The organism is Pseudomonas sp. ADAK18 (assembly GCF_012935695.1).
In the GTDB taxonomy this organism is placed as follows: Bacteria; Pseudomonadota; Gammaproteobacteria; order Pseudomonadales; family Pseudomonadaceae; genus Aquipseudomonas.
Genome location: NZ_CP052859.1, coordinates 5,758,020 through 5,773,691 on the forward strand (window position 1 = coordinate 5,758,020; position 15,672 = coordinate 5,773,691).

General features: G+C 59.1%; 2 protein-coding genes. One reads left to right on the forward strand and one right to left on the reverse strand.

What is annotated here, in order from left to right:
• Positions 1-11: 11 nt before the first annotated feature.
• Positions 12-13,964: a retention module-containing protein gene (locus HKK55_RS26200; RefSeq protein WP_169357258.1), complete on the reverse strand. Its 13,953-nt coding sequence runs from the start codon at positions 13,962-13,964 to the stop codon at positions 12-14.
• Between the two features lie 339 nt (positions 13,965-14,303).
• Here HKK55_RS26200 and HKK55_RS26205 point away from each other — a divergent pair, with 339 nt between their 5' ends.
• Positions 14,304-15,668, forward strand: coding sequence for a TolC family outer membrane protein (locus HKK55_RS26205; protein ID WP_155586235.1), 1,365 nt, complete (start codon positions 14,304-14,306; stop codon positions 15,666-15,668).
• The last annotated feature ends 4 nt before the right edge of the window (positions 15,669-15,672 follow it).

A 15,672-nucleotide genomic window follows, 5' to 3' on the forward strand; every position in this document is an offset into this window, starting at 1 on the left:
AGGGGTTCAGCTTAGGTGTGATCGACCTTGATGGTCGGGTCGGCACCGCTGATCAACGAGTTGATCGTCTGACCGGACCAGTTGTTACCTTCCAGCTTGATCGTGACATCCGCATTGGCCACACCGCCGGCTGCGTTGAGCTTGCCTTCGGAGCTGATCTGCAGCGTTGTCACGTTATCCACCGTGGTCAACTTCAAGAAGTTGTCGATGGTGCCGTCGGTTTCGCCCTTGAGCAAATCGCGCAAGTCGATACGGTCGCCCTCCGATGCCTTGAAGTCCTTGATCACATCGTTGCCGATGTCACCGGCTTTCCAGATAAAGGTGTCGGCGCCCGTGCCACCGATCAGGATGTCATTGCCCTGGCCGCCGATCAGCGTGTCGTTACCGGTACCGCCCAGCAGGATGTCATTACCTTTGCCGCCGTCCAGGTAGTCGCTGCCACCTTGGCCGAACAGGATGTCATCGCCCGAGCCACCCAGCAGGGTGTCGTTACCGTCTTTGGCACCCGAGGTGTCGAATTCGGTGTAGTGCTCGGTGATGTACTTGTGCACGTCCTGGCCGGTAACGGCGGCTACCGCTACGCCATTCTTGCCGGCCACGTAGGACTGGATGGCGTTGTAGCCTTCGCCAGGAATACCCGGGAAGCTCACCAGGTCGCCGAACAGGATGTCGTTGCCATCACCACCATCGACACGGTCAGCACCCGGCAGGGTGGCTTCGCTGTGGCCGAGGATAGCGTTGGCCAGGTCCTTCGGATCGATGTTGGACTGTGGCTTGCCGTCGCTGTCGTACGGTTTCAACTGGTCCAGGCTGACGCCGCTGTTCAGGCCGATGGCTTCGACGCCGCCCGTGGATAAACCGCTGAGCAGTGCAAACGCGGAGCCGGAGTTACTGGTGGTAGAACTATCGGTGGAGAAGCCAGTACCGCCAAGGTTAGACAACTCATAGGTGCCATCCCCTTGGGCATGGACGGTTCCCGGGCTGTAGCTGGTCCAGCCGAAGTTGTAGGTCCAGACGGTTACTTTCCCGGTGGCATCAATGTCAATTTGGTGATTGCTGTCGGGCTTGGTGCTGAATGTGCTACCCAAGGTGTAGTTGCTGCCGGTGACGACATCATCCAGTTTTACGCTGCCATACAAGGTCGGGTTGGTCTGTTCGCCGGATTGGTAGTACGTCGGCTGGCCATCGGTGATGAAGTACGTTGTGTTGATTGCGCCGGTGTTGCCTTTCGCCTGGGCACTGTTGAAGAAGTTGGCCGTGGCCTTGAACACATCTTCGTAGTTGGTCCCGCCGCCTGACACCATTGAGTCCAGGACAGTCTTCAGAGCAGCCAGGGCACCGGGGTCTTTCAGGTTGACCGAAATCGTCTTGTTGACCTGGGTATCGAAGTCCGCCAGGAAGATATTCACGGTGCCCGAGGTGCTGGTGCCCATGCTGTCTTGCAGTGACTTGAACACGGTGGTCAGCGAGTCTTTCGCCGCCTGCACCGAAGTCGCACTCATACTGCCCGAGGTGTCCACCATGAACGCGATGTTGTAATTCTTGCCCTGGACCACGTTCAGGCCTGAAACGTCCGCTACCACGATGTCGTTGCCACCGGTGCCGACAACGTTGTCATCGCCCGAGGTGCCCATCGACGGCGTATAGGTGCCAGGGTAAATTTTGACCGGGATCGTGGCTGTGCTACTCGCCGAACCGCCCAGGCTTTCAGTCGAGGTTGACGTGACCGTCAGATTGAACGTGCCATTGTAATAAGGCGGTGGTTTGATCGCGAGGTTGGCAAGGTCCCAACCCAAGACGTTTACTTCGCCGTTGCTGGCGGTTGCGGTGAATGTATGGCCCGCACCATCGGTGAGCACCGAGCCCGCCGGAATGCCACTGACCTTCACGGCCAGAGACTCAGAACCATCGGTGTCGGTCAGTGCAGTGGTCACCTTGGACAGGTGGACATTGCTGTTTTCCAGACCCTCGTTAGGTTTGTAGGCCGTGTAATACCCATCACCACTGGTGCCAGTGAACTCAGACAGGTTGACCCCCGCGTTGATCAGGTCTTGACGGTCGGTGTAGAGCGGTACGCCGCCGCTACTTAGATCGATAGCCGCAGCGCCGTTGACTGACAGGTTTACATCATAGCTACCGGGGCCGGACTGGTTTGAGTGGTAGACATCGATGGTGTAGTAGCCGCTGGTGGTCGGCACGAACGTACCGTTCAATGCACCGCCCGCTCCCCACGTGGTAGTCGCTACGTCCTTGCCGCCGATGTTGACGACCAGGCTGTCATCTCCGGTACCGGTGAACTTGTAGGACTTGCCGGCCTCCAGGTAAATAAGGCCAGAGGTTTTCGAGCCGGTGCCCAGAGCCACGTTGCCGGTGGACTGAACGTTGGTCTCAACTGTCGTGCTGTTTGGCGTACCGGCATTAGCGATGGCCGCTTTGAGTTGGTCAGCGGAAACACCGTTGCCATCAGTCCCCAGCCCTTTGAGATTGGTCCAGGTTTCTTTGATCAGGCCAATGGAAGGCGGGATCGCTTGGGAGTTGTCGGTGACGAGTGTTGGTTTGTCGGCCACCGGCGTGATGTCGACTTTCATCGTGGCGGTGTTGCCCAGATCCTTGCCATCGGTTGGCTGGAACTTGAACTGTGCGTAGTCCGCCTGCTTGTTGCCCACGCCCGTGCCGCCGTAGCCATCGACACCGGATTCGTTGGCGTTCGGCATGAAGCGCAACTGGCCGCCGTCGATCTGGGCCTTGGTGAAGGTCTGGCCGGCGGTCACGCTGGTCCAGGTGACGCCATCTGCTGCGAGGAACTGCAGCTTCCCGGCAACCGGCAGCTCGGTGATTTTCACCCCGAGGCTGGCCTGTGGAGAGTCCACATCAGTGACACCGAAGTTGGACCAGGTCATGGCCAACGGGGTGTCTTCCGTGCCGGTGACAGCGCTGCCAGTGGCAACCGGTGGATCGTTGACCGCCACCACGTTGACCGTGGCGGTCGCCACGTTGGAGTAATTGCCGCCGTCGGTCACGGTCACGGTGATGGTTCGTGGCGTGGTGCTCGGGTCGTGGCTGTTGTTGGTGAACGTGATGTTCTTGATCTGCTGCGTGTAGTCAGCCAGTGACGCCGTACCGGTCAGGGTCAGGGTGATCTTGCCGGTGGCAGGGTCCGTGGCCGAGGTGACGGTGATGCCAGCGACATTGGTGAAGTTCAGCGAGTCGCCCTGTTGGGTGTTGGTCAGGACTACGGTGGCGCCGGTCAGCTGAGTGCTGTCCGGGTCGGTGATCTTGATGTCGGTGTCAGCAATCGACACACCAGCGCCGCCTTCGGTGAACGTGGTCTTGTAGTTGGCACCCGTTGCGCCGCTGGAGTCGTTAGCGTCCAGGTCGATGACCGGTGGCGCGTCATTGTCGATGATCAACGTGGTAACGCTGCCGTTGGTGCCGCTGATCGCCAGGTTCTCGAAGTTGCCACCGGTGGTCTTGTCGATAGTGATCACGAAGTTTTCCGTAGGCTCGGTCAACTTGTCATCGATGGTCTTGATATCGAACGTTGCGCTGCTGGAGCCAGCCGGGATCTTCACGGTGTACACGCCGGTGAAGTCCGAACCGTCGGTGGCCGTGCCGCTGTACTTGAGGGTCACAGTGACGTCGGTAGCCGCCGGGTTGGTCAGGTTCAGCGTGTAGTGAGCGGTCTGGCCTTCGTTGACCGAGGCATCGCCCGCGATGCTGATCACGGTGTTGTTCACCACGTCCGTCACCTTGGTGACCACCGGGGTGCCGACCACAATCAGGTTCTCGTACTTGTCGCCGCCGCTGACCACGTTGGTGATCTTGGCCGAGACATCGTTGGCGCCGACGTAGACGTCATTAGGCGCCGTGACATTGACGGTGCTGCTGGTCTTGCCATTGCCGATGGTAATGCTCGAGCCGTTGTCCAGCTTGACCACCAAATCGGAGCCGACGTTGGTCACGGCAGCGCCGTTCTTGTCCACGAGGCTGGCGGTGTAGGTGATCTGGCCACCCTCGGCAACGCTGTTGGTGGCGGTCAGTACAACCTTCACATCGTCGATGGTGTCGTTGATGGTGGTGGTTGCGCCGTCGCCCGCTACAACGAGTTTCTCGAAGTTGCCGCCAGTGGTGTCGGTGATCTTGACGGTCTGGGTGCTCTTGTCGATGAACACGTCATCGCCAGGCGCTGCGACGGTCACAGAACCGGTGGTCGCGCCTTGCTTGATGGTGATGCTCGAGCCGTTGTCCAGCTTGATCGTCATGTCAGTGCCGGCCTTGTTGCTCAAGGTGGCGGTGTAGGTGATCTGGCCACCCTCATTGACTTCGCTAGGCGCAGTCAGCGTGACGGTGGTGGTATCGGTGGTGCCCGGTGTGTCGGTCACGGTGGTGGTGACGGGTGTGGTCCCCGGAACCAGGTTTTCGTAATGCGCGCCGCCGGCTACGTTGGTGATGGCCGTGGTGACGGTTTGGTTACCGGCGTAGACGTCGTTCGGTGCAACCACCGAAACGGTACCGCTGGACTGGTTCACACCGATGGTGATGGTCTGGCCGTTATCCAATGTCACGGTCAACGGGTTAGTGATGTTGGTCACTACCGCGCCGTTTTTATCCACAAGGCTGGCGGTGTAGACGATGTTGCCGCCTTCACCCACGGTGGTGGTGGCGGTCAGGACCACGTCCACCTTGTCGATGGTGTCGTTGATAACGGTGGTTGCGCCATCGCCTGCTACAACGAGCTTCTCGAAGTTGCCGCCGGTGGTGTCAGTGATCTTGACGGTCTGGGTGCTCTTGTCGATGAACACGTCATCACTTGGAGCCGCGACGGTTACCGAACCCACGGTCTCGCCGGCCTTGATGGTGATGGTCGAACCGTTGTCCAGCTTCAGCGTCACATCCGTGCCAGCCTTGTTGCTCAAGGTGGCGGTGTAGGTGATCTGGCCACCTTCGTTGACGGCGCTAGGCGCGGTCAGTGTGACGGTGGTGGTATCGGTGGTGCCCGGTGTATCGGTCACGGTGGTGGTGACGGGTGTGGTCCCCGGAACCAGGTTTTCGTAATGCGCGCCGCCGGCTACGTTGGTGATGGCCGTGGTGACGGTTTGGTTACCGGCGTAGACGTCGTTTGGCGCCACAACCGAAACGGTACCGCTGGATTGGTTTACACCGATGGTGATGGTCTGGCCGTTATCCAGGGTGACAGTCAGCGGGTTGGTGATGTTGGTCACCGCCGCGCCGTTTTTATCCACAAGGCTGGCGGTGTAGACGATGTTGCCGCCTTCGCCGATGGTGGTGGTGGCGGTCAGGACTACATCGACTTTGTCGATGGTGTCGTTGATAACGGTGGTTGCGCCATCGCCTGCTACAACGAGCTTCTCGAAGTTGCCGCCGGTGGTGTCAGTGATCTTGACGGTCTGGGTGCTCTTGTCGATGAACACGTCATCGCCCGGCGCTGCCACGGTGATCGAGCCAACGGTTTCGCCGGCCTTGATGGTGATGGAAGAGCCGTTATCCAGCTTCAGCGTCAGATCAGTGCCAGCCTTGTTGCTCAAGGTGGCGGTGTAGGTGATCTGGCCACCTTCGTTGACGGCGCTAGGCGCGGTCAGTGTGACGGTGGTGGTATCGGTGGTGCCCGGTGTGTCGGTCACAGTGGTGCTGACCGGTGTTTTACCAGGGACGAGGTTCTCGTAATGCACGCCGCCGGCCACGTTAGTGATGGCCGTGGTGACGGTCTGATTACCGGCGTAGACATCGTTTGGAGCCACAACCGAAACAGTACCGCTGGACTGGTTCACACCAATAGTGATGGTCTGGCCGTTATCCAGGGTGACAGTCAGCGGGTTGGTGATGTTGGTCACCGCCGCGCCATTTTTATCCACAAGGCTGGCGGTGTAGACGATGTTGCCGCCTTCGCCGATGGTGGTGGTGGCGGTCAGGACTACATCGACCTTGTCGATGGTGTCGTTGATAACGGTGGTTGCGCCATCGCCTGCTACAACGAGCTTCTCGAAGTTGCCGCCAGTGGTGTCGGTGATCTTGACCGTCTGGGTGCTCTTGTCGATGAACACGTCATCGCCTGGAGCGGCCACGGTGACCGAGCCAACGGTTTCACCCTGCTTGATGGTGATGGTGGAGCCGTTATCCAGCTTCAGGGTAACGTCGGTGCCCGCTTTATTGGAAAGCGTCGCCGTATAAGTGATCTGACCACCTTCGTTGACGGCATCAGGCGCGGTCAGCGTGACAGTGGTGGTGTTTTCAGTGCCCGGAGTATCCGTGACCGTAGTGGTGACTGGTGTAGTACCAGGAACCAGGTTTTCAAAGTGCTCGCCGCCGGTCACGCCTTTGATGGCCGTGATAACGGTCTGATCACCTTTGTACACATCATCCGGCGCTACAACCGAAACGGTGCCGCTCGACTGGTTTACGCCTATGGTGATGGTGTGGCCGTTATCCAAGGTCACGGTCAGCGGGTTGGTGATGTTGGTCACCGCATTACCCGCTTTGTCGACCAGGGAGGCGGTGTAAACGATGTTGCCGCCTTCGCCAACAGTAGTAGTCGCCGTCAGAACGACATCCACTTTGTCGATGGTGTCATTGATGGTGGTCGTTGCGCCGTTGCCAGCCACTTCTAGTTTCTCGAAGTTGCCGCCAGCAGTGTCGGTGATCTTGACGGTCTGGGTGCTCTTGTCGATGAACACGTCATCACCAGGAGCGGCCACGGTGACCGAGCCAACGGTTTCACCCTGCTTGATGGTGATGGTGGAGCCGTTATCGAGTTTCAGGGTGACGTCAGTCCCGGCCTTATTGCTCAAGGTCGCGGTGTAGGTGATTTGACCCCCTTCGCTCACTTCCGACGGAGCCGTCAACGTCACGGTGGTGGTGTTATCGGTACCCGGTGTGTCCGTCACGGTAGTGGTGACCGGTGCGGTGCCTGGCACCAGATTCTCAAAGTGTTCGCCGCCGGCTACCTTGGTGATAGCCGTGGTGACAGTCTGATCGCCTTTGTACACATCGTCTGGCGCTACAACCGAAACGGTGCCGCTCGACTGGTTTACGCCAATGGTGATGGTGTGGCCGTTATCCAAGGTCACGGTCAGCGGGTTGGTGATGTTGGTCACCGCATTACCCGCCTTGTCGACCAAGGAGGCGGTGTAGACGATCTGGCCACCTTCGCCAACAGTAGTCGTCGCCGTCAGCACCACATCCACTTTGTCGATGGTGTCATTGATGGTGGTAGTTGCGCCGTTGCCAGCCACTTCCAATTTCTCGAAGTTACCGCCAGCGGTGTCAGTGATCTTGACGGTTTGAGTGCTCTTGTCGATGAACACGTCATCGCCTGGAGCGGCGACGGTCACCGAGCCAACGGTTTCACCTTGTTTGATGGTGATGGTCGAACCGTTGTCGAGTTTCAGGGTGACGTCAGTGCCGGCCTTGTTGCTCAAGGTCGCGGTGTAGGTGATTTGACCGCCTTCGCTCACTTCCGACGGGGCCGTCAGAGTCACGGTGGTGGTGTTATCGGTGCCCGGGGTATCCGTCACGGTGGTGGTGACAGGTGTGGTCCCCGGAACCAGATTTTCGAAGTGCTCGCCGCCGGCTACCTTGGTGATAGCCGTGATGACAGTCTGATCGCCTTTGTACACATCGTCCGGCGCTACAACCGAAACGGTGCCGCTCGACTGGTTTACACCAATGGTGATGGTCTGGCCGTTGTCCAATGTCACGGTCAGCGGGTTGGTGATGTTAGTCACTGCCGCGCCGTTTTTATCCACAAGGCTGGCGGTGTAGACGATGTTGCCGCCTTCGCCCACGGTAGTGGTCGCGGTCAGCACCACATCCACTTTGTCGATGGTGTCGTTGATGGTCGTGGTTGCGCCATCGCCTGCTACGACGAGCTTCTCGAAGTTGCCGCCAGCGGTGTCGGTGATCTTGACCGTTTGGGTGCTCTTGTCGATGAACACGTCATCGCCTGGAGCGGCCACGGTGACGGAGCCAACGGTTTCACCCTGCTTGATGGTGATGGTGGAGCCGTTGTCGAGTTTCAGGGTGACGTCAGTCCCGGCCTTATTGCTCAAGGTCGCGGTGTAGGTGATTTGACCGCCTTCGCTCACTTCCGACGGGGCCGTCAGAGTCACGGTGGTGGTGTTATCGGTACCCGGTGTGTCCGTCACGGTGGTGGTGACAGGCGTAGTCCCCGGAACCAGATTTTCGAAGTGCTCGCCACCGGCTACTTTGGTGATGGCGGTGGTAACGGTCTGGTCGCCTTTGTACACATCATCCGGCGCTACAACCGAAATGGTGCCGCTCGACTGGTTCACACCAATGGTGATGGTCTGGCCGTTATCCAGAGTGACAGTCAATGGGTTGGTGATGTTAGTCACCGCATTACCCGACTTGTCGACCAAGGAGGCGGTGTAAACGATCTGGCCACCTTCGCCCACGGTAGTGGTCGCGGTCAGGACCACATCCACTTTGTCGATAGTGTCGTTGATGGTGGTGGTCGCGCCGTCGCCAGCGACTTCCAGCTTCTCGAAGTTACCGCCGGTGGTGTCGGTGATCTTGACGGTCTGGGTGCTTTTGTCGATGAACACGTCATCGCCTGGCGCCGCAACGGTGACCGAACCTACGGTCTCACCTTGTTTGATGGTGATGGTCGAACCGTTGTCCAACTTCAGCGTGACGTCAGTGCCGGCCTTGTTGCTCAAGGTGGCGGTGTAGGTGATCTGGCCACCCTCGCTCACTTCCGACGGAGCCGTCAGGGTCACGGTGGTGGTGTTATCGGTACCCGGTGTGTCCGTCACGGTGGTGGTGACGGGCGTGGTGCCTGGCACCAGATTTTCAAAGTGTTCGCCGCCGGCTACCTTGGTGATCGCCGTGGTGACAGTCTGGTCGCCTTTGTACACATCATCTGGCGCTACAACCGAGACGGTGCCGCTCGACTGGTTCACACCAATGGTGATGGTCTGGCCGTTGTCCAAAGTCACGGTCAACGGGTTGGTGATGTTGGCCACCGCCGCGCCGTTTTTATCCACAAGGCTGGCGGTGTAAACGATTTGGCCGCCTTCGCCCACGGTGGTGGTGGCGGTCAGGACGATATCGACCTTGTCGATGGTGTCGTTGATGGTGGTCGTTGCGCCGTCACCAGCCACTTCCAATTTCTCGAAGTTGCCGCCGGTGGTGTCGGTGATCTTGACGGTCTGGGTGCTTTTGTCGATGAACACGTCATCGCCTGGAGCGGCCACGGTGACCGAGCCAACGGTCTCACCCTGCTTGATGGTGATGGTGGAGCCGTTATCCAGCTTCAGCGTGACGTCGGTACCCGCTTTATTGGAAAGCGTGGCGGTGTAGGTGATCTGGCCACCCTCGCTCACTTCAGACGGAGCCGTCAGGGTCACGGTGGTGGTGTTATCGGTGCCCGGGGTATCCGTCACGGTGGTGGTGACAGGTGTGGTCCCCGGAACCAGATTTTCGAAGTGCTCGCCGCCGGCTACCTTGGTGATAGCCGTGGTGACAGTCTGATCGCCTTTGTACACATCGTCCGGCGCCACAACCGAAACGGTGCCGCTCGATTGGTTTACACCGATGGTGATGGTCTGGCCGTTGTCCAGGGTCACGGTCAGCGGGTTGGTGATGTTAGTCACCGCATTACCCGACTTGTCGACCAAGGAGGCGGTGTAAACGATCTGGCCACCTTCGCCCACGGTAGTGGTCGCGGTCAGGACCACATCCACTTTGTCGATAGTGTCGTTGATGGTGGTGGTCGCGCCGTCGCCAGCGACTTCCAGCTTCTCGAAGTTACCGCCGGTGGTGTCAGTGATCTTGACGGTCTGGGTGCTCTTGTCGATGAACACGTCATCGCCTGGCGCCGCAACGGTGACCGAACCTACGGTCTCACCTTGTTTGATGGTGATGGTCGAACCGTTGTCCAACTTCAGCGTGACGTCAGTGCCGGCCTTGTTGCTCAAGGTGGCGGTGTAGGTGATCTGGCCACCCTCGCTCACTTCCGACGGAGCCGTCAGGGTCACGGTGGTGGTGTTATCGGTGCCAGGGGTATCGGTCACGGTGGTGGTGACCGGTGCGGTGCCTGGCACCAGATTTTCAAAGTGTTCGCCGCCGGCTACCTTGGTGATAGCCGTGGTGACAGTCTGATCGCCTTTGTACACATCATCCGGTGCCACAACCGAGACGGTGCCGCTCGACTGGTTCACGCCAATGGTGATGGTCTGGCCATTATCCAGGGTGACAGTCAGCGGGTTGGTGATGTTGGTCACCGCATTACCCGCTTTGTCGACCAAGGAGGCGGTGTAAACGATCTGTCCACCTTCGCCAACAGTCGTCGTCGCCGTCAGCACCACATCCACTTTGTCGATGGTGTCATTGATGGTGGTGGTCGCGCCGTTGCCAGCCACTTCCAACTTCTCGAAGTTGCCGCCAGCGGTGTCAGTGATCTTGACGGTCTGGGTGCTCTTGTCGATGAACACGTCATCGCCCGGAGCGGCCACGGTGACCGAGCCAACGGTCTCACCCTGCTTGATGGTGATGGTGGAGCCGTTGTCCAACTTCAGCGTGACGTCGGTACCCGCTTTATTGGAAAGCGTGGCGGTGTAGGTGATCTGGCCACCCTCGCTCACTTCCGACGGGGCAGTCAACGTCACGGTGGTGGTGTTATCGGTGCCCGGTGTGTCCGTCACGGTGGTGGTGACCGGTGCTGTACCCGGAACCAGATTTTCAAAATGTTCGCCGCCGGCTACCTTGGTGATCGCAGTGGTGACAGTCTGATCGCCTTTGTACACATCATCCGGTGCCACAACCGAAACGGTACCGCTCGATTGGTTTACACCAATGGTGATGGTCTGGCCGTTGTCCAAGGTCACGGTCAAAGGATTGGTGATGTTGGTCACCGCCGCGCCGTTTTTATCCACAAGGCTGGCGGTGTAAACGATTTGGCCGCCTTCGCCGACGGTGGTGGTGGCCGTCAGGACGATATCGACCTTGTCGATAGTGTCGTTGATGGTGGTGGTTGCACCGTCGCCAGCCACTTCCAGCTTCTCGAAGTTACCGCCGGTGGTATCAGTGATCTTGACGGTCTGAGTGCTCTTGTCGATGAACACGTCATCCCCAGGAGCGGCCACGGTGACCGAACCTACGGTCTCACCTTGTTTGATGGTGATGGTCGAACCGTTGTCCAACTTCAGCGTGACGTCAGTGCCCGCTTTATTGGAAAGCGTCGCGGTGTAGGTGATCTGGCCACCCTCGCTCACTTCCGACGGAGCCGTCAGGGTCACGGTGGTGGTGTTATCGGTACCCGGTGTATCGGTCACGGTGGTGGTGACCGGTGTTGTGCCTGGCACCAGATTTTCAAAGTGCTCGCCGCCGGTCACGCCTTTGATAGCGGTGGTAACGGTCTGATCGCCTTTGTACACATCATCCGGTGCCACAACCGAAACGGTACCGCTTGATTGGTTTACACCGATGGTGATGGTCTGGCCGTTGTCCAGTGTCACGGTCAGCGGGTTGGTGATGTTGGTCACTGCCGCGCCGTTTTTATCCACAAGGCTGGCGGTGTAAACAATCTGGCCGCCTTCGCCGACGGTGGTGGTGGCGGTCAGTACCACGTCCACCTTGTCGATAGTGTCGTTGATGGTGGTGGTTGCACCGTCGCCAGCCACTTCCAATTTTTCGAAGTTGCCGCCAGCAGTGTCAGTGATCTTGACGGTCTGAGTGCTCTTGTCGATGAACACGTCATCCCCAGGAGCGGCCACGGTGACCGAACCTACGGTCTCACCTTGTTTGATGGTGATGGTGGAGCCGTTATCCAGCTTCAGCGTGACGTCGGTACCCGCTTTGTTGGAAAGCGTCGCGGTGTAGGTGATCTGGCCACCCTCGCTCACTTCCGACGGAGCCGTCAGGGTCACGGTGGTGGTGTTATCGGTGCCCGGGGTATCCGTCACGGTGGTGGTGACAGGTGTGGTCCCCGGAACCAGATTTTCGAAGTGCTCGCCGCCGGCTACCTTGGTGATAGCCGTGGTGACAGTCTGATCGCCTTTGTACACATCGTCCGGCGCCACAACCGAAACGGTGCCGCTCGATTGGTTTACACCGATGGTGATGGTCTGGCCGTTGTCCAAGGTCACGGTCAACGGGTTGGTGATGTTGGTCACCGCTGCGCCGTTTTTATCCACAAGACTGGCGGTGTAGACGATCTGGCCGCCTTCGCCGACGGTGGTGGTCGCGGTCAGGACCACATCCACTTTGTCGATAGTGTCGTTGATGGTGGTAGTCGCACCGTTGCCGGCCACGACGAGGTTCTCGAAGTTACCGCCAGCGGTGTCGGTGATCTTGACGGTCTGGGTGCTCTTGTCGATGAACACGTCATCGCCAGGCGCCGCAACGGTCACGGAGCCAACAGTTTCGCCGGCCTTGATGGTGATGGTTGAACCGTTATCCAGCTTCAGCGTGACGTCGGTGCCCGCTTTGTTGGAGAGCGTGGCGGTGTAGGTAATCTGGCCGCCTTCGTTGACATCGCCCGGTGCCGTCAGCGTCACGGTGGTGGTATCGACCGAATCGGTGATGGTCGTGACGGCTGGCGTGGTGTTGGGTACCAGGTTCTCGAAGTTGCCGCCGGTTGTCCCGGTGATGCTGGTGGTCACCGTGCTGCCGTTGACATAAACGTCGTTCGGTGGGGTATCGACCACTACGGTACCGACCGACTCGCCAGCCTTGATGGTAATCACCGAGCCGTTGCTCAAGGTGACAGTCACCGGCGTCTGGGCCGGGTTGGTCAAGGTGGCGGTGTAGGTGATCTGGCCGCCTTCGGTGACGGTGTTGGTGGCGGTGAGGCTCAGGCCAGTGTTGTCGACCGAATCGGTAATCGTGGTAACGGCTGGCGTCGTGTTCGGCACCAGGTTCTCAAAGTTGCCGCCAGTGGCCGTGGTAATCGTGGTAGTGACGGTGCTGCCATTGTTGTAGACGTCATTGGCCGGCGTATTGACCACCACGGTACCCGTGGACTTGCCCGCCTCAATGTTAATCACCGAGCCATTGCTCAAGGTGACAGTCACCGGCGTCTGGGCCGGGTTGGTCAAGGTGGCGGTGTAAGTGATCTGACCCCCTTCGGTCACCGTCTCAGCCGCGGTCAGGGTCACGGTGGTGGTGTCGATAGTGTCGGTAATCTGGGTCACGGCCGGCGTCGGGTCGACGGTCAGTACCAGGTTGGTGCCGCCGGTGGTGCCGGTCACGGTGACGGTGATCTGGCTTGGGTCGATGTAAGGGCTGTCGTTGGGGGCCAGAGGCACGTTGACGGAGCCGGTCAACTGGCCGGCCGGGATGGTGATCACCGAACCGTTGGACAGGGTGACGTTCAGGTCGGTGCTGGAGGCCCGGGTGACGGTGGCGGTGTAAGTCAGCACGCCGCCGGCTTCGGTGATGGTCGGGGTGGCGCCCAGGGTCAGGGTCGACGCCTGCTGCGTCACGCCGTCATTGCCGTTCGCTTGCGCGCCAGCGAGTTGGTTCAGGGCTGAGGTGGCGAAGCCCAGGCCAGCCGTTGGAAAGCCAATCACCGGAGCAACGCTGCCAGCGGTGGCATCAAGCACTACAAAGCTGTGGCCGCCGCCTGCCGCGCCGCCAACACCGGCCGCGTTGGCACCGGCTGCCGTGGCTTCGAGGTCGGTCGTCGGGTCGACGCCCGCAGCAATGGCTTGCTGCAGCTCGGCAACCGACGGCGCCGCTTGCGCAGTCGCTTGGGCCAGGTCGACGCTGGAATCGGGCGTGTCTGCGCTCCATTGCGTGTCACGGCCCAGGTCCAGGATGCGGCCATCGGCCAACTGCAGGCTGACGGCGCCCGACATACCGGTGTCTATCTGATCGCCAGCAAACAGCCGGTCGCCTTCAACGAGCACACGGCGAGCCCCTTCCGGAGAAATAACAAAAACCTGGCCTACAATGCTTTTGACAATAGCAACTACGCTGCTCATTGAAGATTTCTCCGGCGATCCGCTCGCTGACTTCCATGGGCCTGACCGCGCGTTGGTGATCAGGCTGGAGGTGCTTTGAATATTGACGTGTATTTCGTCAATAATTTGACTGTATTATTTCGGGAATAACTTTATGCCAAACTATTGACCTTATGGGCGCCATCCTAAACAATCGTCCCACTAATGTCACATTGATATTTAGCCGGCGAACCGTCCTACATGTGTGAACCAGTTCCGCTTTTTGAACTTTCCGACGTACGGTCATTACGGTTGCCATTTTCCGACACTGCGGCACGATCCGCTGTGATTTGAGACAAGAAGTCCAGGGGAACTCTATAAATGCGCTTGCACCTGTTTAAGGCAATACCGTTCGCTCTCGCCGCCAGTTTCGTACAGGCCCAAACACTGCCGCAGGCCATGCAGCAAGCGCTGGATGTGCACCCGGAAGTTCAGGCTGGCGTGAATAGCCGCCTGTCCGCCGACTACCAGTTGAAGGCAGCCAAAGGTGGCTACCTGCCGACTGTGGATCTCAACGCCGGCTATGGCCGTGAAGGCGTCGATACTTCCACAACGCGCGCCAACAACCGGGCCAACGGCACCTCCAAAGACTGGGACACACTGAGTCGTGGTGAGTCTAGCTTGCGTCTGCGACAAATGATTTTTGACGGTTTCGCCACCTCCAGCGAAGTCGGGCGTCAACAAGCCACCGTCAACTCCCGTGCCTACTCCTTGCTCAGCACCTCCGAACGCACCGGGCTGACCGTTGCTCAGGTTTACCTGGACGTGTTGACCCGTCGTGAGTTCGTGCGCCTGGCCGAAGACAACCTGCGCAACCACGAACGTATCTATGACCAGATCCGGTTGCGCACCCAGCGCGGCGTGGGTAACGGCGCCGACCTGGATCAGGCCGAGGCTCGTTTGGCCCAGGCCCGCAACAACCTGATCACCGAGCAGACCAACCTGTCTGATGCTCAAACCAACTACCTCAGTGCTGTCGGCCAGGCACCTGATCAGTTGGAGCGTCCGCCCAGCTTCATGGCGATGCTGCCCGCCGACCTGAACGAAGCGCGTCGCCAGATGCTCGACAACAGCCCGATCCTGCGTTCGGCCGAGTCCGACATCGTTGCTGCCGAGCAACAGTACGAAGCGGCCAAATCCGCGTTCTACCCGCGCTTTGATGCTGAGCTGGGTACCAATGCCGACAACAACATCAACGGTGATCCGAGCCATAGCAACGGCTGGGAAGCCATGGTGCGCATGCGCTTCAACCTGTTCGCCGGTGGCAGCAACAAGGCCGATCTGGAATCCAAGTCCTATCAGTCTAATCAGGCTCTGGATATCCGCAACAATGCCCTGCGTGTGTTGAACGAAGAACTGGGTCTGGCCTGGAACGCCTTGAACAACGCCAATGCCCAGGTGCCGATTGCCCAGCAATATGTTGATCACAGCACCAGCGTGCGCACCGCTTATCAGCAACAATTCAGCTTGGGCCAACGGACCCTGCTCGATTTGCTCGACAGCGAGAACGAACTGTTCACTGCTTCCCGCCGTCTGGAAGAAATCAAGAACATTCAGTTATTTACTCAATACCGAATCAAGGCGACCATGGGCGAATTGCTCAAGAGCCAGGGAGTGGTCGCGCCAATGGCTTCCGTCGTACAGAACGATGTGAAGCCGAAAGTCCAACTGCCTGGGATGAATTGAGCTA

Coding starts and splice junctions, on each gene's coding strand:
- HKK55_RS26200 (WP_169357258.1), bottom strand. CDS start 13,964: ATGAGCAGCGTAGTTGCTATTGTCAAAAGCATTGTAGGCCAGGTTTTT.
- HKK55_RS26205 (WP_155586235.1), top strand. CDS start 14,304: ATGCGCTTGCACCTGTTTAAGGCAATACCGTTCGCTCTCGCCGCCAGT.